The organism is Gluconobacter cerinus (assembly GCF_002723935.1).
In the GTDB taxonomy this organism is placed as follows: Bacteria; Pseudomonadota; Alphaproteobacteria; order Acetobacterales; family Acetobacteraceae; genus Gluconobacter; species Gluconobacter cerinus.
This window is the reverse complement of sequence record NZ_BEWM01000004.1, coordinates 145310-170161: the sequence shown is the minus strand read 5'-3', so window position 1 is coordinate 170161 and position 24852 is coordinate 145310. Positions and strand designations below refer to the sequence as shown.

Genomic DNA, 24852 nt, shown 5'->3' with positions numbered 1-24852 from the left:
GCACAAAAGACCTGTCATGCCACCGCACATCATGCCCTCGTTCTGTCAGCCTCCTTTCGCCAGCATGGCAGAACTTCGCAATGCCTGCCTGTCACTTCCAGACCCCGACCCAAAAGTCGCCGCCCTGATAGGGGAGCGAGATGCAACTCTGACCAAACCTCCCGGCAGCCTCGGGCGGTTGGAAGAGCTGTCCATTTGGCTCGGTGAATGGCAGGGCCATCAGAAACCAACGCTAGAGCACGTTCAGATAACGATTTTCGCAGGGAATCATGGTGTGGTCCGCCGGGGGGTATCTCCGTGGCCTTCGGATGTTACGGCCCAGATGGTGTCGAATTTCCAGAGTGGCGGCGCAGCAATCAATCAGCTTGCCCGAAATGCAGGTGCGGACCTTGCTGTTGTGCCCGTCCGAAATCTAATGGCCACAGCAGATTTTACCGCGACCCCAGCTATGGGCGAAGAGGAATTCCTTGATGCGGTTTCGGTCGGATACACCGCCGTATCCCCCACACTGGATCTGTTTTGCCCCGGCGAAATGGGTATTGGCAACACAACCCCCTCCGCCGCACTTTGCGCAGCACTCCTGGGGGGTACAGGCGCGGACTGGGCCGGCCGTGGAACAGGTCTCGATCAGGCAGGCGTCAACCTCAAGGCTTCTGTTATTGATGAGGCCCTGTGTCTGCACGCGGCGTCACTTAACGACCCCTTGCATGCCGCACGTTGTCTGGGTGGTTACGAACTGGCCGCCATACTGGGAAGTGTTCTGGCCGCCAGACACCATCGTATCCCGGTTCTGCTTGACGGCTTCGTCTGTACCGCAGCCGTGCTTCCATTGATCAAACTGACTACCTCAGCACTCGACCACACAAAGCTCTCGCATTGTTCCGCTGAGGCTGGTCACCGCAGGCTGGCAGATGCCCTCAGGCTGAAACCAATACTGGACCTGGGCTTGCGCCTCGGAGAGGCATCTGGGTCGGCGGTTGCCATTCCCGTCCTCAGAGCGGCATTGGCCTGCCACAACGGTATGGCGACGTTCGCAGAGGCTGCCGTTTCCCAATCAGACGTCTCCATTCAATGAGGCTTTGGCGCGCCATCCGAGAAGACATTGCCTGTGGTGCAGGGCTGCTGACCCGCCTTCCCTTGGGATGGCTGCGCGTCAGCGGACAGGACTGGTCTCTGGCGCGGTCTGTCTGGTGCTGGCCCCTGGTTGGGGCACTTGTCGGTATTCTCAGCGCATCAATGTTCTTGCTGCTGAGTGCCTTGAATGTTCCCTCTTTGGTAGCAGCAGCCTGGAGCGTTGGCCTACAAATTCTCCTAACCGGGGGGCTGCACGAAGATGGACTGGCGGATATGGCGGACGGCTGTGGTGGCGGTCATACTGCCGAAAAGCGCCTAACCATCATGCGGGATAGTCGTATCGGCAGCTATGGGGCGTTAGCTTTGGGCATCAGCTTAATCGTCCGCGTTACGACGTTAGCAGCGGTGCCTCCTTCAATGGTCGTGCCGGCAATGGCTGTAACGGGAGCACTTTCCCGCTCTATCCTGCCCCTCCTGACGTTCCTCACAAAGCCTGCTCGTGACAATGGGTTGGCAAAGCAGCTCTCCACCCTGACACGGGATCAGTTGCTGGGCGCCTTGTTTTCCGGCTTTTGCATGACGGTAATTTGCCTTCCCGCACAACTGGGCCTCCAGACTATTCTTGCTGCACTGTGCACGATGCTTGGAGTTCGTGCCGTAGCCCGGAAACTGCTCGGCGGCTATACAGGAGACGTACTCGGAGCAACGGCCAGTCTCGCTGAGTGCGTTCTCCTGACAGTGCTAGCCTCAGCATGGAAAAGTTGACACTCCCGCATGAAAGGTTACATCCTGCCTGTTAGCGAAAGCAGGGAGAAACCGGTGCAAATCCGGTGCGGTCGCGCCACTGTAATGCTCGTGAAATCACGTTGCGAAGCCAGACCTCCTTTATCAATTTTCCACCGCAGAACGCGCTTTTCCAGCGGAGCCTATTATGAGCCAGAGCCTTTCCCCGTCCCACCTGCCCGCCAGCATCGCCGCACCGGTTGCGCTGCCAATCCGCACGCTCCTTCCATGGGCTGCCTTTACGGTCGTGCTCAGCCTTCTGCTGCTTTATTTTGTTGGTGCAGAACAAGGTGCGACGTCTTTGATTTCAGGGCATGCGGTCCATGAATTTGTTCATGATGGGCGCCATCTTCTCGGCTTCCCCTGCCACTAAACGCAGCATAGTTTCATGACAGGTCGTCTTTTGAGCCGCGGCATGATTGCCGGGATTGCTGCCGCATTGCTTGCGTTCGTGTTTGCGCGTTTTTTTGGAGAGCCGCAGGTCAATCTTGCGATTGCATTCGAGAGCGCGAAAGACCTTGCTGCTGGCGAGCCGCCTGAACCGGAAATTATCAGCCGAAGCATACAGGCGTCTTTCGGGCTTCTCACCGCTGCCGTTATGTATGGCGCGGCTTACGGCGGCATCTTCGCGACTATTTTTGCTTTTGCATATGGTCGCGTAGGCCGCTTTTCGCCGCGGGCCTTATCAGCACTTCTGGCAGCTGCAGCATTTGTTGTGTTCGTGCTGGTGCCAGACCTGAAATATGCTCCCAATCCCCCTGCCGTTGGCCTTCCATCGACCATTGGCCTACGAACCGGCGCCTATTTCGGTATGATCGCTCTGTCGCTTTGCGCGGCAGCGGCATCCTATATGGTCAGCCGACCACTCATCCGGCGCCTGGGTCATTGGAACGGCGTGCTAGCCTCTCTTGGTGTTTTCATCATTCTGGTGGCCGCCGTACAAGCCGGTATGCCTGATATCAATGAAGTTCCAACAGATTTCCCGGCAACCGTGCTCTGGCGTTTCCGCGAGGCAGCCTTGGGGATGCAGATCGTTCTGTGGGCTACGATCGGACTGCTCTTCGGGCCTCTGGCATCCCGTGTCCTGACGGCGGGCGCTGACAAACCTTTTGCACGCAACGGATAAACCATGACGGCACCAGCCTTTTCAGACGATTTCAGAAAAGATCTGGAGCGCCTTTTCACATGGCGTCGGGATGCGCGACATTTTCAACGTGATCCTCTGCCCGCATCGGTTCTGAACGATCTCCTGCATGCATCGACTTTGGCGCCTTCCGTTGGTTTGAGTGAGCCCTGGCGCTTCGTGCTCGTTGAAAACCCAGAGCGAAAAGCAGCCGTTCGGAAGAGCTTCGAAACCTGTAACCAGGAAGCCCTTCAGGGATATGAAGGCGAACAAGCAGCTTCCTATGCGACGCTCAAACTGGCCGGATTAGATGATGCCCCGCATCATGTCGCGGTCTTCTGCGAAACATTCCCGGATCAAGGGCATGGTCTTGGACGTGCGACCATGCCGGAAACAACGACGTGGTCCGCTGTGATGGCTATCCATACGTTTTGGCTGGCTGCAACGGCGGCAGGTGTTGGACTGGGCTGGGTCTCAATTCTTGAGCCCGAGCACGTGTCAGACCTTCTCGATGCCGAGCCGGGATGGAACCTTATCGCGTATCTTTGCATCGGATATCCTGCAGCCCATGCCAAAACGCCAGAACTGGAGCGCATGGGCTGGGAAACAAGAAACCCGGACCGACGTGAGTGGATCAAACGCTGACGTAATGGAGCCTGCTGCTGCCCTGCGGCATTGAAGGTGCTAGCAGGTTCGCCCTTTCTCCTTTGGCAAGCCCATCAAGGAGACGAAGTGGGCCGCCGTGCGAAATGACTAATGCGGCCTCTCCGGCATGAACGAGGTCTACCCAGAAAGACTGCACACGCTCCTGTAGCGCTCGCCCACTTTCACCTTTTGGGGGAGAAAACCCTTCTGGATCTTCGGCCCAGCTATCGAGAGCCACACGCGGCACAACATTCCAGGATAGCCCTTCCCACTGGCCAAAATTTAGCTCCAGTAACCGGTCATCCAAACGCAGCGGCCACCCGGTCTGCGCCTCAAGTCTTCGCGCGACAGACAGACACCGGGCCGATGGTGACGTGTAGATGACTGAACAACCGGCGCCCCTTGCGAGGGTCAGCAGACCAGCGGCCTGGGCCTCCCACCCCGCTCTGAGCTCCATTTCCTTTCGCCCATAACAAAGGCCTTCACTCCCCTCAACGGGGGGATGGCGGGACAGGAGAACCGGAATGGTGAGAGTGGTCATTAATCGTAGATGGGGGTGCCACGCGTTTTCCGTCAACCAGCCACTCCGATGATTTTATGCCATTTCCTGATCAGCAATCCGATGTGTAAGGTGTGCCTCATCTCATCAGACACGCGTTATGACAAAGACTGAGGACATGATGCACAAATCTTTCCTTCGAAACCGCCTGAAATTGGCTACCGCTCTTGCCGCTTTCGCGATAGCTCCGCTCGCAATCGGCGTTTCCGGGGCCCATGCAGCGTCTGACGCAGGCGCCTCCGGCCCTATCGACCCGGCTCGGATGTCGGAGACAATGCGGGTTCTGGCTTCCGACTCATTTGAGGGACGCGCCCCTGGCACCCCGGGTGAGGCCGTCACAGTCAAGTGGCTGGTTGATCAGTACCAGAAGCTTGGACTGGAACCTGGCGGCGAAAATGGCGGATGGACGCAGAATGTCCCCATGATCCGTACCCGCCCTGATCCGAAAGCAATCGCCACGATCAAGACACGGGGTCAGGCTGCTCTGCCGCTTCATCAGCTGACAGATATCGTCATGTCGACGCTCCAGCCGATCGAACGCCTTCAGCTGTCAAACATCCCTCTGGTTTTCGTGGGCTATGGTGTGACGGCGCCGGAACGTCGCTGGAATGACTTCAAGCAAGTTGATCTACACGGCAAGATTGCGGTCTTCCTGGTGAATGATCCTGATTTCGATGCTGGACCAGAGGAGCCTGTTGCTGGCCGCTTTGGCGGCAAGACCATGACGTATTACGGTCGCTGGACGTACAAGTTCGAAGAAGCAGCCCGTCGCGGTGCAGCTGGAGCGCTGATCATTCATGACACTCCGGGCGCATCCTATCCCTGGAGCACGGTCGTCGCACCTCAGGGTGAAGAGTATGACATCCTTCACGACGATAAGGATCTGAAGTCCGTACCGATGATCGGCTGGATCGAAGGCAATGCAGCCAAAACATTGTTTGCGCGCGCCGGGCTGGATCTGAACCGTCTGCGTCGTCAGGCGCGTTCGCCGGATTTCCATCCGGTCAACATTCATGACACGACGCTTTCAGTGGACATGCCGGTCAAGGTCGATCACCTCCAGAGCCAGAACGTCATCGGCAAGATCACGGGTACGGATTATCCCGACGAAACTGTGATGTTCGGCGCGCACTGGGATGCGTTTGGCAAAAGCACCGATGCCTCTGGCAAGACCGTTATTCGACGTGGTGCCATTGATGATGGCTCTGGTATTGCAGCCGTTCTGGAAATCGCACGGGCTTTCAAGAACGGGCCAAAGCCAAAACGGACTGTCAGTTTTGCATCCTGGACCGGTGAAGAGCGCGGTCTTCTGGGATCGAGCTGGTATGTCGCCCATCCGCTGGCGCCACTGGACAAGACTGCGGCCAACCTGACGATGGATGTGCTTCAGATGGCAGGCCCCGCTCATAATGCCTTCATTATCGGCGCTGGACAGGACACTCTGCAGGACGATTTCGCAGCCGCAGCCCTTAAGCAGGGCCGTACAACCCAGCCGGAAGCCATGCCGGAGCGCGGAGCCTTCTACCGTGCGGACCATCTGCCCTTCGCTCGGGCTGGCGTGCCCGTTCTCGCGGTTATGGATATGGCTGGCCCGTTCGATCTTCTTCAGGGTGGAACAGCCGCAGGCAGCAAATGGCTGACGGCGTATATGGCCTGCTATCATCAGGCCTGCGATGCCTGGAGCCCTGACTGGGACGTCCGAGGTGCGGCGCAGGACGTCGATGTTGTCCGCCAGGTCGGATATAATGCGGCCTTCTCGCATGATTGGCCCACGTGGAAAGGTGGCTCCGAGTTCCGGGCTATCCGCGAAAAGAGCAACGACGTTCGTTCGGCTCACTAAACTTCAGGTTCAGGCGGCTCGGAGAAAGAGTCGCCTGAATTTTGATTTTAAACGATATATTGTGGAAATTTCCTGATCCGCTGCGTAGCGAAGAACATTTCCAGCGGCCTTCTTCAAGCAGGTAACAATCCACGCTTGGCATCATGCACGCCTTAAAATTTGCGCGCTTTGAAGAAAGTCCCTGCAACCCGTTCATAAATGAGATCGAGATGGACAATCGCGTTGGCGAAATGCAGGTTTTTCTACGGGTAGTCGAAAGCGGCAGTTTCTCGGAAGCCGCCCGGCTGCTGGTCATGACGCCGTCAACCGTCAGCAAGCTCATCGCCAGAATTGAAGCCCGTCTGGGTGTCCGCCTGATCGAACGCTCGACCCGCCGCCTTTCCGTAACGCAGGAGGGACAGACCTATTATACGCGCGCTGTCAGCCTGATAGCTGATCTCGATGATATTGAACGCAGCCTCACAACGGGAACCATGCAGCCCAGAGGGACGGTCCGGGTCAATGCATCCGTTGCGTTCGGCACCCTTGGACTGGAGCCATTCCTCCCCGCGTTCTGGAATGCCTATCCAGAAATCCTGATTGATCTCTCACTTTCTGACGACGTAACGGACCTTTACCTTGACCGGACAGACGTCGCCTTCCGTGTCGGCCGACTGCAGGATTCAGGCCTCACAGTCCGTCACCTGAGAGCGGTGCCACGCAGGATTGTAGCCTCACCCACCTATCTTGAACGACACGGAACGCCTCAGACCGTTGCGGATTTAGACAGCCATCAATGCCTTGGGTTCAACTTCCAGCGCACAACCCCTGTGTGGCCATTTCAGGAAAAAGGACGGCTGATTGACCGGCGCGTGCATGGCCCCCTTCTGGCGAATAATGGTGAAACGGTAAGGCGTATGGCCCTGCAAGGCGTCGGCCTGGCACGGCTTGGCGAATATCATGTTCGTGAAGACCTGAAGACTGGCCGCTTGGTTGAAGTTCTGAGTGATGCCACGATACAGGACGAAGAAGACATTCATGCCCTCTTCCCTGCAGGACATCAGAGCCCACCGCGAGTGCGTGCCTTTCTTGATTTCATGGTTCCGCGAATACAGGATTATCTCAAGGTGCCTTGATCCGTGACGTGCCCTTACTGAGAGGCCGCGCGGCCCAGTATGCCGCCAGAACGGAGCCGGACACATTGTGCCAGACGGAGAAGACTGCTCCTGGCAGCGCTGCAAGGGGTGAGAAGTAAAGACGGCCCAAAGTTGCGGCGAGCGCCGAGTTCTGCATCCCGACTTCAAGCGCAAGCGTTCGGCAGACGGACTCATCGAAGCCCAGAAGCCTGCCGCCCCAGTATCCCCCCAACAAACCAATAGCGTTATGCAGAATAACGCCCAGGATCAAAAGGGGGCCTGCTTGAGCCAAGGAGGGACCGGCGCCAGCGACTACGCAACCAATGATCAGCAAAATGGACACCATGGCCACGGGTGGCAAGGCGCTCTCAATCCGCTGGATGGTCCGATGCCACAGCGTGTTGACGATCACACCGGCAAAAACCGGTAACGCAACCATGGTAATGATGCTTCGGAACAGCCCCCAGCTATCAACAGAGACACCCGCAGAAACATACAGCCGTGTCAGTAATGGTGTTGCAAAAATTCCTACCAAAGTAGACAGCGCACTAATACTGACGGACAGCGCAACATCTCCTTTGGAGAGAAAAATCATCACATTGGAGGCTGTGCCGCTAGAGACACAGCCCACAAGAACCATGCCTGTCGCTAAGCCGGGAGGCATATCGAGCAGATGTGCAATCCCCCATGCCGCCAAAGGCATGACGAAATAATGCAATCCTACACCTGCCAGAACAGGATAAGGGCGCCGGGCAATGCGGGAAAAATCCTGCACTGTCAGAGACACACCCATTGTAAACATGATGAACGCGAGAAGCGGTGTGATGACCGGCAACAGTTTCAGGAACGGCGCGGGAAGCACGATGGCTGCCAGCGAGACCAGAATGGCCCAGACCGGGAAAAGGCGCGTCATCATCTGGCGGAGCGTCTCCATTATTAGAACACAGGTAAGGTAACGTTCCTCATACCGTCATCCTGTCCACTTGGGAAAAAGATAGCCGTCAGATCGGCAATTCGGGATCGGCCTTGACCTCTTCCATGACGGTATAGGTGTGCGTCTGCCGAACTCCCGGGAGCCGGGTCAGGGTTTTCCCCAGAAAATTACGATATGCGGTCATGTCCTTGACCCGCGCCTTCACCAGATAGTCGAACCCGCCCGCAACCATATAACACTCGCTGACCTGAGGAATGGTTTTGAGTGCTTTGGAGAAGGCTTCAAAAATATCCGGACTGGTCCGATCCAGCGTGACCTGAATGAAAACAAGTAGCCCAAGATTGACGGTTTCAGGGTCAAGACGGGCCATATAACCGCGGATTACCCCGCTTTGCTCCAGCTTTTTGACGCGCTCCAGCGTAGCGGCCGGGCTCAGATGAATCTGCCGTGACAGATCAATGTTCGTGATGCGGCCATCCTTCTGAAGAAACCTCAGAATTCTGCGATCTATGTCATCCACTTCGCACCACCTGCTAAATATAATTTTCCATAAATTCGATAAACCGAATTTAATTCGTCGTCTCCCTTAAAATACCAGCACCTGTTTCGTAAACGTTTCAATATCTGTGAGAGACCATCAGAACAGCGGTATCCTCATGACCTCACCTTTCGCGTCCCTTGCAGCCATCGTTCCGCCGCGGTCTCCGCTACGTCAGGCCATCACCGACCACACCCGGGTAGCGGAAGCCCCGCGGGTGACGGCGCTTTCGCGTGAGGCTCGCCTTGAGGACGATCAGGCTGCCCTCGCCCGTCAGACAGCAAGGCGTTTGGTCGAAGCTCTTCGTCAAGGCCGCAGTAGCGGCATCGTTCAGGATCTGGTGCAGGAATACGATCTCTCCTCTCAGGAGGGTGTCGCCCTGATGTGCCTGGCGGAGGCCCTGCTTCGTATCCCTGACCTTCCTACACGTGACGCTCTCATTCGCGACAAGATCGGGAACGGTCAGTGGCATGAGCACATCAGTCGCAAGTCTTCCCTGTTCGTAAACGCGGCGACCTGGGGACTGGTCGTCTCAGGCAAGGTCCTGTCGACCGAAGAGACGAAAGCGCTGCCGGGAAGCCTCAAACGCCTGATCGGACGGTGCGGTGAGCCTGTGATCCGCAAGGGCGTCGATATGGCAATGCGCATGATGGGTGAGCAGTTTGTAACCGGCCAAACCATCGCGAACGCGCTCGAAAACAGCAAACCCCTCGTCGCAAAGGGATTCCGTTACTCCTACGACATGCTGGGAGAAGCTGCCACGACCATGGCGGACGCTGATCGGTATTACCGTGATTATGAAACAGCTATTCACGCCATTGGCCAGGCATCAGCAGGCGCTGGCGCCTATCAAGGCCCGGGTATTTCAGTCAAGCTGTCTGCACTTCACCCGCGCTATAGCCGCCTCCAGAGGGAACGGGTTCTCGCCGAGTTGGGCCCTCGCCTGACAGCACTTGCGCGCCTTGCCTGTCACTATGACATCGGCTTCAACATCGATGCTGAAGAGACAGACCGGCTGGAGCTCTCTCTGGACCTGCTGGAAACGCTTTGTTTCGACCCAGCCCTGAAAGACTGGAAGGGCATTGGCTTCGTTGTTCAGGCTTATCAGAAGCGCGCACCATTCGTACTCGACTGGGTGATTGATCTGGCACGTCGCACAAATCACCGCCTGATGGTCCGGCTGGTTAAGGGTGCCTATTGGGACAGTGAAATCAAACGTGCCCAGGTCGATGGGATGGAGGATTTTCCGCTCTTCACGCAGAAGATCCACACCGACATTTCCTACATTGCCTGCGCCAAGAAGCTTCTGGCTGCTCCAGACGCCATTTTCCCACAGTTTGCAACGCACAACGCGCAGACCTTGGCCAGCATTCACGCCTTGGCAGGACCGAATTTCACGACTGAGTCCTATGAATTTCAATGCCTGCACGGCATGGGAGAAACGCTGTACAGAGAAGTTGTTGGTCCGGAAAAGCTGAATCGGCCTGTCCGCGTCTATGCTCCTGTGGGCACGCATGAAACGCTCTTGGCCTATCTCGTACGCCGCCTACTGGAAAATGGCGCGAATTCGTCCTTTGTGAACCGAATTCAGGATCCGGCAGTGTCGGTGGAAGAGCTGATTACCGACCCCGTCACGCTCTCCGCCAATGCCCTCCCCAGCACACTGCGCCAGCCGAGCGACCTTTTCCAGCCTGAGCGTGAAAACTCGCATGGGCTGGATCTTGCAGACGAAAACACTCTGAAAACACTTGGTGTTGCCCTGAATAAGGAGGCCTCATTTGGTGAAACAGTGGGGGACGATGTCGTTAATCCTGCCGACAAGTCAGATGTCATTGGGTATATCAAACCCACGGCTGTCGAAAGCGTAGGGGCTGTCATCAGCAAAGCCGTAACGGGTTTTGATGTCTGGAAGAACACACCAGTCTCCGAACGCGCTACATGTCTGGAGAAGGCCGCTCAGAGCCTCGAAGACGACATGCCCAGACTGATGGGACTGATTATCCGGGAAGCCGGAAAGACCCTTGCCAATGCGGTGTCTGAAATCCGCGAGGCTGTAGACTTCCTGCGCTATTATGCTGCCCAGATCCGCCGTGAATTTACTGCTGAAAATGCTGCGCCACTGGGTCCCGTCGTCTGCATTAGCCCTTGGAACTTCCCTCTCGCCATTTTTCTGGGGCAGGTTTCTGCTTCCCTGGCAGCCGGGAACAGCGTTCTCGCCAAACCTGCGGAAGAAACGCCTCTCATTGCGCAAGAAGCTATCCGCATTCTCCATGATGCCGGAGTGCCAGCAGAAGCCTTACAGCTTGTGCTAGGTGGCGGCGAAATCGGAGCGGCGCTCGTCGCCGATCCCCGCATAACTGGCGTTCTTTTCACGGGCTCGACGGAAGTCGCAAAACTGATCCAAAAGCAGCTTGCCGGGCGCCTGAATGCGGATGGCACACCTATTCCTCTGATTGCGGAAACGGGCGGCCAGAATGCGCTTGTTGTGGACAGCTCAGCTCTGTCCGAACAGGTCGTCGGGGATGTACTATCTTCCGCCTTTGACAGTGCTGGGCAGCGATGCAGCGCACTCCGGGTACTGTGCCTGCAAAACGATAGCGCGGATCGTGTTCTGACGATGCTCAAAGGGGCGATGGCAGAACTACGCACGGGAAATCCAGCTCTTCCGAAGACAGATGTCGGGCCGGTCATCACAGAAGAGGCTCAGAGCGGAATTCTCAGCCATATTGAAGACATGCGCGCTCGTGGTTTTTCGATCCATCAGTCTGCAATTTCTGAAGAGTGCGCAAACGGGACCTTTGTGCCGCCGACCCTGATTGAAATCGACAATTTGTCAGCTCTGCGCCGCGAGGTATTCGGGCCGGTTCTGCATGTCGTCAGATATCGCCGCGAAGAGCGCTCGCAGTTGATGGCAGCCATCAACAACACCGGTTATGCCCTGACCTTCGGCGTTCACTCACGCATCGACAGTACGATTGAAGACCTTAAAGCCATCTCAGATGCGGGAAATATCTACGTCAACCGTAACCTTGTGGGTGCTGTAGTCGGGTCTCAGCCGTTTGGGGGGCATGGCCTTTCCGGAACCGGTCCGAAGGCAGGTGGCCCGCTTTACCTGCGCCGCCTTCTGTCCCGACGCCCTGAACTGGGCGTTCTGGCGCACCATGACCTACCAGTTGTCCTGAATTTTGCCGGGCAGTGGTTAAAGGCCATAGCACCAGACTTCAGAGCCGTTGTGCCTGCCGGAACGCCTTTGGGAACAACCCTTTCCCTCCCCGGCCCTGTCGGAGAAGACAACGTTTACACTTTGACAGCACGAGGCACCGTGCTGTGTGCAGGGCCTACACTTGAGGATCTGTGTCAGCAAATCACAGATGCCCTGTCCACTGGGAATGCCTGTGCGATCCCTGCGGAAATCTGGCGCCGTTTGCCCCCACCGCCTGCGGCCCTGGGAGACTCTATCCTACCACTCTCAACAAACGTTCAGGTGGATGTGGCGCTGTGCAGTGGCGATGCAACAGACCGCAAGCAGGTCTTGGCAGCACTGGAACGTAAAGACGGACCGGTAGTCTGCCTGCACACACCAGACGCAGACGGACGTTACCCACTGGAATGGCTGGTTCAGGAGCGGGCCTGCAGCACCAATACGACGGCTGCTGGCGGAAATGCAGCTCTTATGGCGACGGTTTAGTATTCACGCCCTAACACGAGACACACTTCCATCGTGGTCATACAGGCTGCGGTGGGAGGTCTTGGTTTACAGAGACAGACGCATCAAACCTGCCTCCCACTTTCATGTCAGGACCGAGTGTGCGACCCTTGCGCCACCATTGAAACAAAGCGTTACGCTGTTTCTTCAATATTCTGACTGATTAAGGATACGCATCGTTATGCGCCGCCTTCTGGCTTTCAGCACCCTTCTTGCCGGTCTTCCCTTTGCCATGGTGGCGCATGCCGAAGGAACGTTTTCCTTCCAGCAGACACCAGGCCAACTTCCCAAAACTGTTGTTCCTGCCTCCTATGCCATCGATCTCGAAACAGACCCGGAGCATCTGACCCTCAAGGGCCAGGAAACCATCGACGTCACGGTCCTGACAGATACGCAGGACATTGTTCTCAATCAGGCCGGACTGAAGCTGTCTGGTGCTGTTCTGGATGGTACGCAGCATGCGACCATCACACAGGATGACGCTGCAGAAACTGCCACGCTGCATTTCTCACAGCGTGTTCCCAAGGGCCCACATACTCTTTCCATCAATTACACGGGCCCAATCCTCAAGACGCCAAATGGCCTCTACATCAACGATTATACGTCAGCCACCGGTCAGGCACGCCGCATGCTGGTGACACAGTTCGAAGTTGCTGATGCCCGCCGGATGTTCCCCGGATGGGATGAACCCGCATTCAAGGCCAGCTTCCAGCTGAATGTGACGTTGCCGTTTGATGATGTTGCTGTCAGCAATATGCCCATTATCGGCACCACGCAGCAGGACACGAAGACCAAGCGCGTTTCCTTTGCCCCAACACCTCGCATGTCCAGCTACCTGCTGGCACTTATTGCCGGTGACATGGGAGCCGTTCATGGAGAGGCTGATGGCACGCCCCTGAGTGTTTATGCCCCAGCCGGTCTTGAGGAACAGGGTCGGTATGCTCTTGAGTCAGCCCAGCGCATTCTGCCGTATTACAACAGCTATTTCGGGGTAAAATATCCTCTCCCGAAAATGGATATGCTGGCTATTCCAGGAAATTATCAGGCCGGTGCGATGGAGAACTGGGGCGCTCTCACATACATCGACAATGTGCTTCTGTTTGACCCAAAAAACAGCACACCCAAAACACGCGAGCTGATTCACGAAGTCGTTGCGCATGAGATGGCGCATCAGTGGTCTGGCGATCTCGTGACGATGGGCTGGTGGAACAACATCTGGCTCAATGAAGGCTTTGCGTCCTGGATGGAAATCAAGGTCACGGACAAGCTGAACCCACAGTGGGACATCTGGCCACGCCAGCATGAGACCCGCGAAGAAACGATGGGCATTGATGCCCTTTCAACGACCCATCCGATCCAGCAGACGATTCACAACGTCAGTGAAGCAAATTCAGCGTTTGACAGCATCAGCTATGGCAAAGGCGAGCTGGTCATCCGGATGCTGGAAGGCTGGCTGGGTGAAGACAAATTCCGTGATGGCATGCGGGCCTACATGAAAGCACACGCCTTCGGCAATGCTACCAGTCAGGATCTGTGGAATGCCCTTTCTTCCACCTCCGGCGAAGACGTTGCCAAGGTAGCGCGCAGCTTTACGGAGCAGCCGGGTATCCCGCAGGTTAACGTCACATCGTTCTGTCAGAACGATCAGGCCACCTACACACTCACCCAGAGCCGCTTCACAATCCATGACCCGCAGGCTCAGCCTTTGACATGGAGCGTTCCGGTTGTGGCTGGCGGACCAGGACTTCCGACAAAAACCCTTGTTCTGGGCACTGAACCCGTCACTATCACAGCACCCCGTTGCGATACGGCCTTCAAACTCAATCTTGGCGAGAGCGGCTATTATCGTGTTTCTTATGACAAGAACGCACTCGGCGCCCTTGCAACATCCCTCAGCAAATTTGCTCCCGTTGATCGCGCCAACCTGCTTGGGGACCAGTATGCCCTCTTCCGGTCAGGACAGGCCAAACTTGGGTCTTATCTGGATCTGGTCGATAGCCTGACCGCAGCGCATGAGAACGACATTGCGGTTCTGGAAGAGATCATCAGCCGCCTTGAAACGATTGATCAGTACGAAATCGGCAATGCCGATCGTGATGACTTCCAGACATATGCTCGCAGCCGTCTGGCACCGGTTCTGGCGCGTTTGGGCTGGGACGAAAAACCGCACGAGAACGTTCTCGACACGATGCTACGGCCATCGGTGATCAGCGCACTCGGAACATTCAACGATCCGCAGGTTATTGCGGAAGCCAAGCGTCGCTTTGCGCTCTGGAAGGCAAACCCAGCCTCTCTCCGCCCCGATCTTGTCGGTGCTGTTACGACCATTGCCATGAAGACGGCGGATGGCCAGACATATGACTTCATGGCTGACAAAGTTCGTACCACCCAGGCGACAGAACTCAAACTGCGCTACTTCGCCGCTCTTGCCAGCGCAACTAACCCGGATCTGATCCGCAAGAACGTGGCCCTCGCCTATAGCGGAGCCATCCCGAACGGACGGATTGCACGCTCACTGGCCGTCATTGCAGCGTCGAGCGAAAATCCTGATCTGGTGTGGCAACTGGTGAAGGAGCATGAGGCAGATATTCGCACGCATCTGGCTCCTTGGTCACAGGATGACTTCCTGGCCTCGATCGCCGCACACTCCAATGACCCACAGGTCCTTGAAGCCCTCCAGAACGATCCGTGGTCAACGAAAACGACAGGTGCAAAAATCGCGACAGCAAAAGCGGTTAATACGATTAATGCCCGTCAGGATGCTATTAAAGCCACTCAGGAACAAATCCACGACTGGCTGGCAACGCATCACTGATTGCTTTGAAGAATGATTATGGAGAGGGGATTAATTCCCCTCTCCTCTTCAAGCCCTTAAGACGCCGCAGAAGATCGGGGCGCGACCAGCTTGAACATGGGCCCTGTCAGGACCGTGGAAATGACGGCAAGAACCATCAGAGATGCGAAAGCGAACTCTGAAATCATGCCCTGAGCGTGGAAAATCGTTGCAGCAACAATTTCCATGAGCCCCTTGCACTGCAACAGAACACCGACGCTCAACGCCTGACGCCTGCTCAGGCCGGATGCAGGCGGGTAAATATAGACCGCCAAAATCTTCGTCACGATTGAGATTGCAACGAGTGACAGAGAAGCGATCACGGAGGGCCATGTCAGAGCATCACCATCGATATTCAGGCCACTATGACCAAAGAACATCGGGGCGAGCCAGATGAGTGAAAACGTTCCCACCTTCTCAACAGGCAACCGCCGAACCCACGACGGCGGCATGATCGCGCCAGCAAAGTAAGCGCCAATCAATTCGTGCAGACCGAGCTGCATGCTGGCCCACGAACCGGCAGCAAGGTAAATCGGCACAGCAATCCAGATAACAGCTGAAGGCGGATTCCTGAAATGACGGGAAGCCCAGTTTCCGGCAACGGCCAGTCCCACCAGCAGCGCAATCGCGAGGACTTCGAGGCCCGTCCATCCATGGAGGGCAGCTGTCCCACGCTCGGCAACCTGAAGCATTGCCAGACCAATCCAGAGAGCAGCATCGTCGACAACGGCCAGCTTAAGTGCCAACTGACCCAACGGACGTTGAGACGGATTAAGCTCACGCACCACGCCGATCAGAACGGGCAAAGCACTGACGGCAATGCACAGGCCGATAGACGCTGCGGCGACCCAAGGCTGTGCATGTGGCGGATGCCATCCGGGAAGTGGCAGAAAAAATTCGTAGGCGAGTATGGATCCCACCAGAAGCGGACCACCCAGCGCAACGGCCGCACCCGTTAGCAGACGCCCCAATGTCGGCGCTGGCAGGGCATGATCGTCCGCCACGCTTCCCGGGGACTGCCACATTTCAAGACCGGCAGTAAACGCCAGAACCAGAACGGCAACCCAGCCAATATCGCCTCCATAAACAGATGGAATACCAAGTGATTTTACAGGAATATGCCAGACAGAAATCAATATACCGACAAGTATTGGCAGAACCACAATCGGTATTGTTTTCTTCAGTATCCTCCACACAACCCATGGAAGAAAAACAAAAACTGCGGCGTCTGCAATAAGTGCCGTAATGTTTGTCATCAGCCTCCCCTCTATGCCTAAATGAAGAGACAGAGTACGCGATTATGGGGAAAAGGTGCAAACCAAAGTGTTTGGGACGCCTGCTGGCGCCCCACTCCACACCCGGTTCGCTTATCTTCCACTTCGATAATAGGGCGTCCCGAGCGCCGCGGGAGCCGCCATGGCAGAGCGCAGTTTTGCGAACGCCAGCATCGGCACAATAATGCAGGCAACTGTCCCAAGATATGGCAGCGTATTTAGGATTGCGGGTGCAACTGGCCAGCCTCTGGCCTGCCCCATGAACCCTACTGCCGTTACAAGCCCAAACAGTAGGCCGGACAAGACGGCAACAATTGGGCGGTATCCCGCGAAGATCACCAGCGCCACTGCAATCCAGCCACGTCCGGCGATCATCCCGTCTGACCAGACAGGTACGACGGCGAGCGTCAGATCAGCGCCTGCCACACCGGCCAGAACGCCACCAACAATCACCGCCAGAGCTCTGTACTTCATGACGGGCACCCCAACCGCGTCTGCTGCTGCCGGATTTTCGCCCACGGCCCGCAGATCCAGGCCCGAACGCGTCCGAAACAGCCAGAAATGCGCCATGACAGGAAAGACGAGATAGATCAGGTAAACGAGAATATTCTGGCTAAAGAAGGCAGGTCCGATAACAGGAATGGCAGACAGAACCGGAATGGAGACTGGTTCGAACACAGCAGAGACCGGAACACCGGCAACGGACCGCCCGATTACAGAACTAAGACCCAGCCCCAGAAAGGTGATCGCCACGCCACACAGAACCTGATTGGCACGAAGTACAACGCTGGAGAGCGCAAGCACACTTGCTCCCAGCCCACCCACCAGTCCTGCTGCCAGCAGACCCAGCCATGGATGAGGCGTCGCGTTCACAGTCATGACTGCAACGACGGCCCCGAGGGACATCAGCCCCTCCACTCCGAGATTCAGAACACCTGCGCGTTCGGCAATCACTTCGCCGAGGGCACCAAGCGCCAGAACCCCGCCTGACAGAACGGCGTGACCAAGAAGGTCGCTGAGAAGTGCCATGATCAGTTCCTGTTCACACGGACATAGGCTGCCATCTCGTCTCCGGCCGCGATGGCAAGGACCAGCAGACCGGTAATGGCAAGAACAGCGGAAGAACTGATCTGGGTTGTCTGGAGAACAATCCCCGTATCCAGAATCAGTGCCATCAGAAGCGCTGCTGGAATAAGGGCAAAGCACGACCCACGAGCCAGAAGCGCCACGACAATGCCCAGATATCCATAATTATTGGCAAGGCCACCCTGAAGCCGGTGAACGGTTCCCGCGACTTCAAACACACCAGCCAGCCCGGCCAAAGCGCCTGACAACAGCAGCACAGCCAGAATACGGGGAGCGACCTTAATCCCAGCATAATGCGCAGCCTGAGGATTGGAGCCACACACAGCCGTTTCATAACCAAACCGGCTTTTCGCGAGGCCTACTCCCAAGCCAACAACAATGCCCAATGCGAGCAAGAACCCCAGATGAACCGCTCCCCAGAGTTCCGGAAGTGCCACATGCAGGCGTTCAGTTGAGGCCAGAGCACCAGTCACGCGATCAGCCCACGGTCCGGTTGCCAGATAATAGACAAGCAGCGAGGCCACGAAGTTCAGAAGAAGAGAGGTAACAATTTCACTGACTCCAAGCCAGGCCCGGGCCGCAGCGGGAATAAAAATCCATGCCGCTCCCGCCAGAGCGCCAGCTACAACCATCGCCGGAAGTGCGACAATCGCGGGCCAATGCGTGAACAGACCAACAGCCGTCGCTGCCGTCGCACCTGCATAAAGCTGCCCTTCCGCCCCGATATTCCAGAGATTGACACGGATCCCGACCCAAACTGCCGCCCCTGTAAGCATCAGAGGCGTCATGAAGAGTGCGAGATCCTCAATGCCAAAGCGCGACCCGACGGTCGATCGAACGACGAGCCCGGCGAGTTCGATCGGAGATCGTCCCATCGCGGCGAGCGTGATTGCTACAATGCCCAGAGCCGCAAGGATGGAGAGCCCGCGGCCAACGGCAATACGATGAGACGGAACAACCGTAAGACGCGTGCGAGGGGATACGGCGCTCATGCGGCCTCCGACAGATTACGGCCACTCATGAGCGCACCTATGCTTTCCCGATCTGCATCTGCACGATCCATGACCCCCATGAGGCGCCCTGCATACAGAACAGCAATACGATCACTCAGGGCAAAGATTTCATCCAGATCTTCTGACATCAGAACCACGGCAACACCTGCGTCACGCGCACGGGCGAGCATATCCCTCATGGCTGAGATAGCTCCGATGTCCAGACCACGGCTGGGATAACTGGCCACCAGAACATGACTGGCAATCCTGATCTCACGTTCCAGAACCAGCCTCTGCTGATTGCCGCCGGATAATCCGCGAATTTGCACCTGTGTTCCCGGAAGCTTCACCCCTGCCCTGTCTGCGAGCATCTGGGCAAATTTGCGCGCCTGCGCCATGGAGAAGCTGAACCGTCCGCCAATCGGCGGACGGTCATACTCCCGAAGTGCCATGTTTTCCGCAACGCTCAGCCCCGGCATCAGGGCACGTTTCAGTCGGTCTTCCGGTACGTGACCCACACCCGCATGCGCAAACATTGCCGGGTCTGCACGATTGGCAGCCTTGCCATTCAAATAGACCGTCCCGCTCTCAGCCGCCTTCAATCCGGTCAGGACTTCTGCCAGTTCGGGCTGGCCATTCCCCGTCACCCCTGCAATCCCCAGAACTTCCCCCGGACGAAGCGCGAGACTGACATCATCCAAACGGACTACGCCTGCGGCATCCCGCACCGTCACCTGTTTCAGAGACAGAGGTTCAGCCTCACCGCCTGCCGGAGCAGGAGACTGCCGTGGATAAGAAGTTGCAAGTGTAACAGGGCGTCCGATCATCTCCGTTACGAGACTGTCAGGCGTTACATCGCACGTTTGATGCGTGCCCACCAGTCGCCCTTGCCGCAGAACGGAAACCCGGTCTGCAAGCGCCATGATCTCATCAAGCTTGTGGCTGATGATAACGACGGCCCCTCCCTCGGAGCGAAACCGACGAAGGGCGGAAAACAGTTCGCCGACTTCAACGGGGCTGAGAACAGCCGTTGGCTCATCAAGGATAAGAAGCCGCGCGCCCCGAGACAGAACACGAAGGATTTCAACACGCTGCTGCTCGCCCGCAGACAAAGAAGACACAACAGCCGACGGTGTAATGGGGAGGCCAAACTTCTTGGAAAGTGCGGAGGCACGTTCTTCAATGTCTTTCCCCGAAAGGCGCCGAGGTGTTTCAGACCAACCCAGATGGAGGTTTTCAGCGACTGTAAAACGGGGAACCAGACGAAAATGCTGGTGAACCATGCCAATCCCGGCAGCGATGGCAGCGTCAGGGGCCGGAAACGTGGTCCCATATCCATCAATGATGATCTCCCCGGCATCGGGCTGGTACAGGCCCGTTACCACGTTCATCAGTGTGGACTTCCCTGCACCATTCTCTCCTAACAGGGCGTGAATTTCACCGGGGAACACATTCAGGGAAACATTTTCGTTCGCAATGACGCCTGGAAAATATTTCGCAATATTCACCAGCTCCAGAATGGGCGGTGTTCCTGCTGCAAGATGAGCGGGAGGCGCGTTTGACGCATGCGTGACATCAGCCAAGACCAGACACTCCCTGAACCTGCCACGACCAGTTATACATCTCCATGTCAGTCATGACATGGCCTGCTGGAACCCGCAGCGTTCCCTCAGAGTCATAGATCGGCCCCTGAAAAGGCGACCATCCAGCCAGCATCCGGTCCCGCGCAGCGTCAGCTTCTCTCTGTACAGCTTCAGGAACATTCTGCCCCCAGCGATCCCGATCGACGCCTTTGGCCAATGTGAGAAAACGTCCCTCTGGCGCCCACTCTCCCCGGATCCGGGCACCCACCTGCTGGATATAATAGTCAGCAAAATCCAGCACGACAGAGCTGACATATGCATTGGGCCCGAACTCACGCATGTCGGTGTTCCACATCGCAGCCCAGACGCCGCGTTTCTCCGCGACACGCAGATAGCCCGGATCGTCCATAATCCCGCACAGAAAGTCACAGCCACTGTCTACCAGAGCAGCCCCCGCTTCCGTTGCAGCCTGCGGGTCAAACCACGAATTGATGGAGATAACACGCATCGTCGCCTGTGGATTCACCGAGCGCGCACCCAAGAGAACGGCATTCGCACTGGCATAGACGGAAGGAACCGGGAAAGAGGCCACGTAGCCAAGCTTGCCGGTTTTGCTCAGACGAGCTGCGGCGATACCAATGACATAACTGGCGTACCAGTGCGTGATATAATACCAGCCAAGATTATTGCTGACAGCATGGCCATCACACTCCATGAACGCAACGTCCGGAGCACGATCCGCAACGTCGCGAATGAAGTCTCCATAATTGGACGTGGAAATTACCATCTGCGCTCCTTCCGCCACGAACTGGCGGAAGATGCGGGTTGCATCTGCGGAGTAAGGCACGCTCTCGACAAAGAGGGTTTTGACGGCTGGATAGGCACGTTTGACGGCTTGAACCGCCAGATCATGAGCGTGGCTCCATCCGCCGTCAGTGATGGGGCTGGTGTGCCCAAAGCCAATCAGAAGATCCTCTTCCCGAATGGGCGCAAAACGACGTGACGCTGCCTTCAGAGCCGACGGCATCACAAGCGAGCTGCCCAAAGCAGTCAGTACCGAACGCCGCGGGAGCATCAGAGGATTTTTCAGTGACATTCCGGCACTCCCGGCATCGTTATGAACCCAGGCAGCGCCTTGAAGTGCCTCATGAAGTTCCGAACTGCCGGATAAAGATCCAAAGGAACTTCAAGGTCCTGGCTCAAGGCAACAACTGGAAACAGCATGATGTCGGCAACTCCTGGATGATCCCCTGACACCCAGCATCGACCGTCCAAGCGGTTCTCTGCAAGCCGATCTTCAATCTCGCCCATCAATGGCATCGCGAGCTGGGCGGGATTTTCAACAGGAAGAGACGCCAGCATGACCGTCCTGCGCATGATGGAAAAGCTGTCCAAGGCGTTCGCTGCCCACGTCATTGCGTCCGTTCCGGAATTCCATTCCTGCAGGACGTCTGGAAGCGTTACGAGCCGTTTCAGGATATCTAACGAGCCATGAAGAACATCGTCGACGAGTTCAAGGGCCGGGCCACTTTCCAAGGCACTATCATCCGTGACCGTAGGCAGCTTCACTCCCATCAGGGACGCTCCCAGCCGAACGGCATAGCATCTGTCATCAAGTGCCCAGTCTCGTAACCTCATGCTAAAACGGTCTCCTTGATGGCTTCCAGACGGTCCCGTAACTGCACAGCTTGTCGCGCAGCCTCCCGCTGCCCGGCGACAGTCCATGACGCAACATGCAACATGGTCAGGCCAACTGCTGGTTCATGCACAGCGAAAAGACAGTTATCCTGCTGCTTCCAGTTCGAAGCCTCCATATTGAGAGACGTCCGCGCAGTTTGCAAAGGCACCTGAACCAGCAAGCTCCGAACGCCTGACGCCTCGCCTTCCGGCAGGTGCGAAAGTGATGGCGTCTCATCGAGGCTCACCCAAATCATTCCGCATCGCTCCTGCACCTGATAAGCTGTCGCGCGAATGGTGCCCGGCACACGGAGTTCAGGATGAGCTGGAATGTGGCGACACGTTGAATCTGCTCCAAACTGCCAGCCGTGGTAGAGACAAGCCAGATTTCCGTTCCGCACGAAACCGAAACTCAGCCGCATTCCTCTGTGTGGGCAGCGATCTTCCCAGGCATGGATCTCACCATCCACGCCACGCCAAAGAGCAATCTCTTTGCCAGACAAGCGTGCCGGAGCTGCTGTTCCAGCGGGAACATCCATAGTGAGAGCAACTGGAAACCATCCTGTCATCCGAGGCTCTCCGTGCCTGTCACAATACAGCCCGCTGGTCCGAGGAGACACGCCATCTCGAACATTCCGAGAAGTGCTTCTTCACCCACCAGCCGAACTGAAAAACAATGATCTGAAACAGACATGTCTGTAATCTCCACGGCCAGAAGGCGCGCCCGGGCAATAGCAAAATCCCGGAACAGCTCGGGATCAAAGCGCCCTTCGAAACGAATCTCCCGAACCACTGGATCATGCCTTTCTTATCTCATTTCACAATAAGAATTTTCCGGTTTATCAATATTCTGTATTCCATCAATGCCGGGGAGCATGATTAACTCTTCCCATCCGTCACCAGCAGCAGGTTGCCCGTGCCATGACCAGCCCCGATCCAGAGACGTTATCACACTGGTATCCTGTGGCTATGGTCGGGGATCTGACAAGTGTGACTTTCCAGACCATGCTGCTCGACCGGCTGATTGAGATCTCCCGCGACGAAAACAATGCGTTTCAGGCGCTCTGCGGCAATCGTCCCCTCCCCGTGCAGGAACGCTACGGTTATCTCTGGACGTCTCTTGGAGAGCCCGTCCGAGATATCCCCGCCATTCCCGAGGCCGCTGAGCCAGACCGCCGACTGGTATGTTGCGGGTCTATTGCCGTACATTCGTCAGGCCTAAGGGTCGTCGAAAACTTCCTCGATATGGCCCACTTCCCCTTTGTTCATACCAATATCCTCGGGGCAGAGCCTGAAACCGAGGTGCGGCGATATCAGATCGAAACACGAGAAGACGGTGCGGAAATCTGGGCAACCGACTGTACATTCTTCCAGCCTCAAGCGGCACTCTCCGCGTCCGGCGGGATTTTAACTGACTATACCTATCGAGTTGCCGCCCCGTTCTCCACGCTTCTTTATAAAACCTGCCCGGCCTCTCCCGAAAGACAGGACGTTATCGCTCTGTTTGTTCAACCGGTGACCGCAACCCGTTCCCGAGCGCACCCAGTGATGTTCCTGATCGACGACAGTTCCTCACTGGGCGGGCTGGTTGAATTCCAGCAATTCATTTTTCTTCAGGACAGGATCATTCTTGAAAACCAGCGCCCTCGCCTGATGCCACTGGACGGAAAATATGAAATTCCGACCATGGCAGATCGTTCGTCCGTGGCTTACCGGCGCTGGCTTAAAGGAAAAGGCGTGACGTATGGTGCGCTGTCGTGAGTGCATTTGTCGTTACCGGCCGGGCGCTGGCATCCCGAACGCCGCAGGAAACCGTTCTGGAAAATGTGGCTCTGCTGGTTGCCGACGACGGGATCATTCAGCGTCGCGCAATCTGCGGCACACAGGCCTATCAAGACCTGCAAAGCAGTGAAACGCTTGTTCACCTGCCAGACGACACTCTCCTCGTTCCCGGCCTGACAGATCTACACATTCATGCGCCTCAATGGCCTCAAGCTGGCACGGCTCTGGATCGTCCGCTGGAAGAGTGGCTGGGCACATATACCTTCCCTCTAGAGACCCGCTATTCGGACGCAGCCTTTGCAGCCACGGTTTATGAGGACCTGGTTCAAACCCTTCTGCGAAACGGCACAACCACTGCGCTCTATTTTGCCACGATCCACGAAGAAGCCAGTCTTGTTCTTGCCCGCACATGCATCAAATACGGGCAACGCGGGTTCGTTGGACTGGTGGCAATGGATCATCCGGACCTGTGTCCACCAAACTATCGTCAGGCCAGCGCTCAGGATGCCCTCGATGCAACTCGGCGCTTCATTCATGCCGTCCGAGCCTTGCCAGGCAACGAGGCCGGTCTGGTCCAGCCCGTTATTACGCCTCGCTTCATTCCTGCCTGCTCCGACGCACTGTTAAATGGTCTTGGCGCACTTGCCGCAGAAATGAATGTCAAAGTGCAGACCCATGCGTCAGAAAGTGACTGGGAGCACCATCATGTTCTGGAGAGAACAGGCCAGACAGACACGTCTGCACTGGATGCTTTTGGTCTCCTGCGAGACCATACCATTCTGGCGCACGCAGGTTTCCTAAACCAGAATGACCGAACCCTGGTTAAAGAGCGCAACGCCGGACTTGCCCACTGCCCGATTTCCAACGCCTTTTTTGCAGGCGCGGCCCTGCCCGTTCGCGACGTTCTTGATGAGCACGTTCACTGTGGGCTGGGAACAGACATTTCCGGCGGGTATTCTCCGTCCATCTTTGAAAATGCACGGCAGGCCGTTCTGGCGTCCCGGATGCTGGAAAGCGGGACAAACCCCGAAATTCCTCCGGCAAAACGCGGCCTGCCTAACCACAGGATAGATTTTCAGGAAGCGTTCTGGCTTGCTACACGAGGCGGCGCGGAGGCTCTCGGGGTGCCAAGTGGACAACTCCTGCCCGGACAGGCGTTCGATGCGCTAGAGCTTCGCTGCACGTCAGGCAGTCTGCGATTATCGTCGCAAGGCAGTGCGGCCAGCTGTGCCCAGAAAATTGTCTGTCATGCTTCGCCTGAGACGATTGATCGTGTCTGGATCAATGGCCGTCTGGTCAAGGAATAAG

Annotated in this window: 22 protein-coding genes; 11 read left to right on the top strand and 11 right to left on the bottom strand. The window is 56.7% G+C overall.

All coding sequences use genetic code 11. The features are described from left to right. Window positions 1-16 precede the first annotated feature (16 nt). The 5 genes from cobT (at window position 17) to bluB (ending at window position 3625) form a co-directional block, all read left to right on the top strand. A complete protein-coding gene (gene cobT / locus GCE01_RS10620; protein ID WP_244591178.1) occupies window positions 17-1075 on the top strand; it encodes a nicotinate-nucleotide--dimethylbenzimidazole phosphoribosyltransferase in 1059 nt (352 codons plus the stop codon). Further along, window positions 1072-1839: an adenosylcobinamide-GDP ribazoletransferase gene (cobS, locus tag GCE01_RS10615; RefSeq protein ID WP_099212828.1), complete on the top strand. Its 768-nt coding sequence runs from the start codon at window positions 1072-1074 to the stop codon at window positions 1837-1839. Before cobT ends, cobS begins: the two co-directional genes overlap by 4 nt. 166 nt (window positions 1840-2005) lie before the next feature. Next, window positions 2006-2230: a CbtB domain-containing protein gene (locus tag GCE01_RS10610; protein WP_064274471.1), complete on the top strand. Its 225-nt coding sequence runs from the start codon at window positions 2006-2008 to the stop codon at window positions 2228-2230. 15 nt (window positions 2231-2245) lie between these two features. Further along, entirely contained in the window at window positions 2246-2983 is a 738-nt protein-coding gene (locus tag GCE01_RS10605) for a CbtA family protein (RefSeq protein WP_099212827.1), read from the top strand. A gap of 3 nt (window positions 2984-2986) precedes the next feature. Further along, window positions 2987-3625 carry a 5,6-dimethylbenzimidazole synthase gene (gene bluB, locus GCE01_RS10600; RefSeq protein WP_099212826.1) on the top strand — a complete coding sequence of 213 codons (639 nt, stop codon included), beginning with the start codon at window positions 2987-2989 and terminating at the stop codon, window positions 3623-3625. On the opposite strand, the gene GCE01_RS10595 is transcribed toward bluB, so the two are convergent. After that, complete coding sequence (locus GCE01_RS10595) at window positions 3615-4166, bottom strand: histidine phosphatase family protein (protein ID WP_099212825.1); 552 nt, start codon at window positions 4164-4166, stop codon at window positions 3615-3617. The genes bluB and GCE01_RS10595 overlap by 11 nt on opposite strands. A 118-nt stretch (window positions 4167-4284) precedes the next feature. Between GCE01_RS10595 and GCE01_RS10590 the strand changes: the two genes are divergently transcribed. Next, window positions 4285-6024, top strand: coding sequence for a M20/M25/M40 family metallo-hydrolase (locus tag GCE01_RS10590; RefSeq protein WP_244591177.1), 1740 nt, complete (start codon window positions 4285-4287; stop codon window positions 6022-6024). 209 nt (window positions 6025-6233) lie between these two features. Then, entirely contained in the window at window positions 6234-7139 is a 906-nt protein-coding gene (locus tag GCE01_RS10585) for a LysR family transcriptional regulator (protein WP_099212824.1), read from the top strand. On the opposite strand, the gene panS is transcribed toward GCE01_RS10585, so the two are convergent. Next, window positions 7126-8055 carry a ketopantoate/pantoate/pantothenate transporter PanS gene (gene panS / locus GCE01_RS10580; protein WP_099213038.1) on the bottom strand — a complete coding sequence of 310 codons (930 nt, stop codon included), beginning with the start codon at window positions 8053-8055 and terminating at the stop codon, window positions 7126-7128. The genes GCE01_RS10585 and panS overlap by 14 nt on opposite strands. A gap of 85 nt (window positions 8056-8140) precedes the next feature. Further along, on the bottom strand, window positions 8141-8593 hold the full coding sequence (locus GCE01_RS10575) for an Lrp/AsnC ligand binding domain-containing protein (RefSeq protein ID WP_046901941.1): 453 nt from the start codon (window positions 8591-8593) through the stop codon (window positions 8141-8143). A gap of 136 nt (window positions 8594-8729) precedes the next feature. Here GCE01_RS10575 and putA point away from each other — a divergent pair, with 136 nt between their 5' ends. Continuing rightward, on the top strand, window positions 8730-12299 hold the full coding sequence (gene putA, locus GCE01_RS10570; RefSeq protein WP_099212823.1) for a bifunctional proline dehydrogenase/L-glutamate gamma-semialdehyde dehydrogenase PutA: 3570 nt from the start codon (window positions 8730-8732) through the stop codon (window positions 12297-12299). Between the two features lie 199 nt (window positions 12300-12498). Continuing rightward, window positions 12499-15132 carry a M1 family metallopeptidase gene (locus GCE01_RS10565; RefSeq protein ID WP_099212822.1) on the top strand — a complete coding sequence of 878 codons (2634 nt, stop codon included), beginning with the start codon at window positions 12499-12501 and terminating at the stop codon, window positions 15130-15132. 56 nt (window positions 15133-15188) lie between these two features. Here the strand turns inward: GCE01_RS10565 and GCE01_RS10560 are convergent, their stop codons facing one another. The 8 genes from GCE01_RS10560 to GCE01_RS10525 form a co-directional block, all read right to left on the bottom strand. Continuing rightward, on the bottom strand, window positions 15189-16406 hold the full coding sequence (locus tag GCE01_RS10560) for a cation:proton antiporter (protein ID WP_099212821.1): 1218 nt from the start codon (window positions 16404-16406) through the stop codon (window positions 15189-15191). Between the two features lie 111 nt (window positions 16407-16517). Beyond that, complete coding sequence (locus GCE01_RS10555; RefSeq protein ID WP_064274479.1) at window positions 16518-17453, bottom strand: ABC transporter permease; 936 nt, start codon at window positions 17451-17453, stop codon at window positions 16518-16520. A gap of 2 nt (window positions 17454-17455) precedes the next feature. Continuing rightward, window positions 17456-18502, bottom strand: coding sequence for an ABC transporter permease (locus GCE01_RS10550; protein ID WP_046901946.1), 1047 nt, complete (start codon window positions 18500-18502; stop codon window positions 17456-17458). Next, entirely contained in the window at window positions 18499-20085 is a 1587-nt protein-coding gene (locus tag GCE01_RS10545) for an ABC transporter ATP-binding protein (protein WP_099212820.1), read from the bottom strand. Before GCE01_RS10545 ends, GCE01_RS10550 begins: the two co-directional genes overlap by 4 nt. Further along, a complete protein-coding gene (locus tag GCE01_RS10540; RefSeq protein WP_099212819.1) occupies window positions 20078-21181 on the bottom strand; it encodes a BMP family ABC transporter substrate-binding protein in 1104 nt (367 codons plus the stop codon). The genes GCE01_RS10545 and GCE01_RS10540 overlap by 8 nt, the downstream gene beginning before the upstream one ends. Continuing rightward, entirely contained in the window at window positions 21172-21723 is a 552-nt protein-coding gene (locus GCE01_RS10535) for a glutathione S-transferase C-terminal domain-containing protein (protein WP_099212818.1), read from the bottom strand. The genes GCE01_RS10540 and GCE01_RS10535 overlap by 10 nt, the downstream gene beginning before the upstream one ends. Beyond that, a complete protein-coding gene (locus GCE01_RS10530; protein WP_099212817.1) occupies window positions 21720-22331 on the bottom strand; it encodes a Rieske (2Fe-2S) protein in 612 nt (203 codons plus the stop codon). The genes GCE01_RS10535 and GCE01_RS10530 overlap by 4 nt, the downstream gene beginning before the upstream one ends. Then, window positions 22328-22555, bottom strand: a complete 228-nt coding sequence (locus GCE01_RS10525; protein WP_099212816.1) for a hypothetical protein — start codon at window positions 22553-22555, stop codon at window positions 22328-22330. Before GCE01_RS10525 ends, GCE01_RS10530 begins: the two co-directional genes overlap by 4 nt. A gap of 128 nt (window positions 22556-22683) precedes the next feature. On the opposite strand from GCE01_RS10525, the gene GCE01_RS10520 reads away from it, so the two are divergent. Both GCE01_RS10520 and GCE01_RS10515 read left to right on the top strand, forming a co-directional pair. Beyond that, window positions 22684-23523, top strand: coding sequence for an aromatic ring-hydroxylating oxygenase subunit alpha (locus GCE01_RS10520; protein ID WP_099212815.1), 840 nt, complete (start codon window positions 22684-22686; stop codon window positions 23521-23523). Next, window positions 23520-24851 (top strand): amidohydrolase family protein, encoded by a 1332-nt coding sequence (locus GCE01_RS10515; RefSeq protein ID WP_099212814.1) that lies wholly within the window; start codon window positions 23520-23522, stop codon window positions 24849-24851. The genes GCE01_RS10520 and GCE01_RS10515 overlap by 4 nt, the downstream gene beginning before the upstream one ends. Window position 24852 lies beyond the last annotated feature (1 nt).

Coding starts and splice junctions, on each gene's coding strand:
- GCE01_RS10605 (WP_099212827.1), top strand. CDS start 2,246: ATGACAGGTCGTCTTTTGAGCCGCGGCATGATTGCCGGGATTGCTGCC.
- GCE01_RS10560 (WP_099212821.1), bottom strand. CDS start 16,406: ATGACAAACATTACGGCACTTATTGCAGACGCCGCAGTTTTTGTTTTT.
- GCE01_RS10550 (WP_046901946.1), bottom strand. CDS start 18,502: ATGAGCGCCGTATCCCCTCGCACGCGTCTTACGGTTGTTCCGTCTCAT.
- GCE01_RS10610 (WP_064274471.1), top strand. CDS start 2,006: ATGAGCCAGAGCCTTTCCCCGTCCCACCTGCCCGCCAGCATCGCCGCA.
- GCE01_RS10555 (WP_064274479.1), bottom strand. CDS start 17,453: ATGGCACTTCTCAGCGACCTTCTTGGTCACGCCGTTCTGTCAGGCGGG.
- GCE01_RS10595 (WP_099212825.1), bottom strand. CDS start 4,166: ATGACCACTCTCACCATTCCGGTTCTCCTGTCCCGCCATCCCCCCGTT.
- cobS (WP_099212828.1), top strand. CDS start 1,072: ATGAGGCTTTGGCGCGCCATCCGAGAAGACATTGCCTGTGGTGCAGGG.
- GCE01_RS10520 (WP_099212815.1), top strand. CDS start 22,684: ATGACCAGCCCCGATCCAGAGACGTTATCACACTGGTATCCTGTGGCT.
- GCE01_RS10540 (WP_099212819.1), bottom strand. CDS start 21,181: ATGTCACTGAAAAATCCTCTGATGCTCCCGCGGCGTTCGGTACTGACT.
- putA (WP_099212823.1), top strand. CDS start 8,730: ATGACCTCACCTTTCGCGTCCCTTGCAGCCATCGTTCCGCCGCGGTCT.
- cobT (WP_244591178.1), top strand. CDS start 17: ATGCCACCGCACATCATGCCCTCGTTCTGTCAGCCTCCTTTCGCCAGC.
- GCE01_RS10565 (WP_099212822.1), top strand. CDS start 12,499: ATGCGCCGCCTTCTGGCTTTCAGCACCCTTCTTGCCGGTCTTCCCTTT.
- panS (WP_099213038.1), bottom strand. CDS start 8,055: ATGATGACGCGCCTTTTCCCGGTCTGGGCCATTCTGGTCTCGCTGGCA.
- bluB (WP_099212826.1), top strand. CDS start 2,987: ATGACGGCACCAGCCTTTTCAGACGATTTCAGAAAAGATCTGGAGCGC.
- GCE01_RS10585 (WP_099212824.1), top strand. CDS start 6,234: ATGGACAATCGCGTTGGCGAAATGCAGGTTTTTCTACGGGTAGTCGAA.
- GCE01_RS10535 (WP_099212818.1), bottom strand. CDS start 21,723: ATGAGGTTACGAGACTGGGCACTTGATGACAGATGCTATGCCGTTCGG.
- GCE01_RS10530 (WP_099212817.1), bottom strand. CDS start 22,331: ATGACAGGATGGTTTCCAGTTGCTCTCACTATGGATGTTCCCGCTGGA.
- GCE01_RS10590 (WP_244591177.1), top strand. CDS start 4,285: ATGACAAAGACTGAGGACATGATGCACAAATCTTTCCTTCGAAACCGC.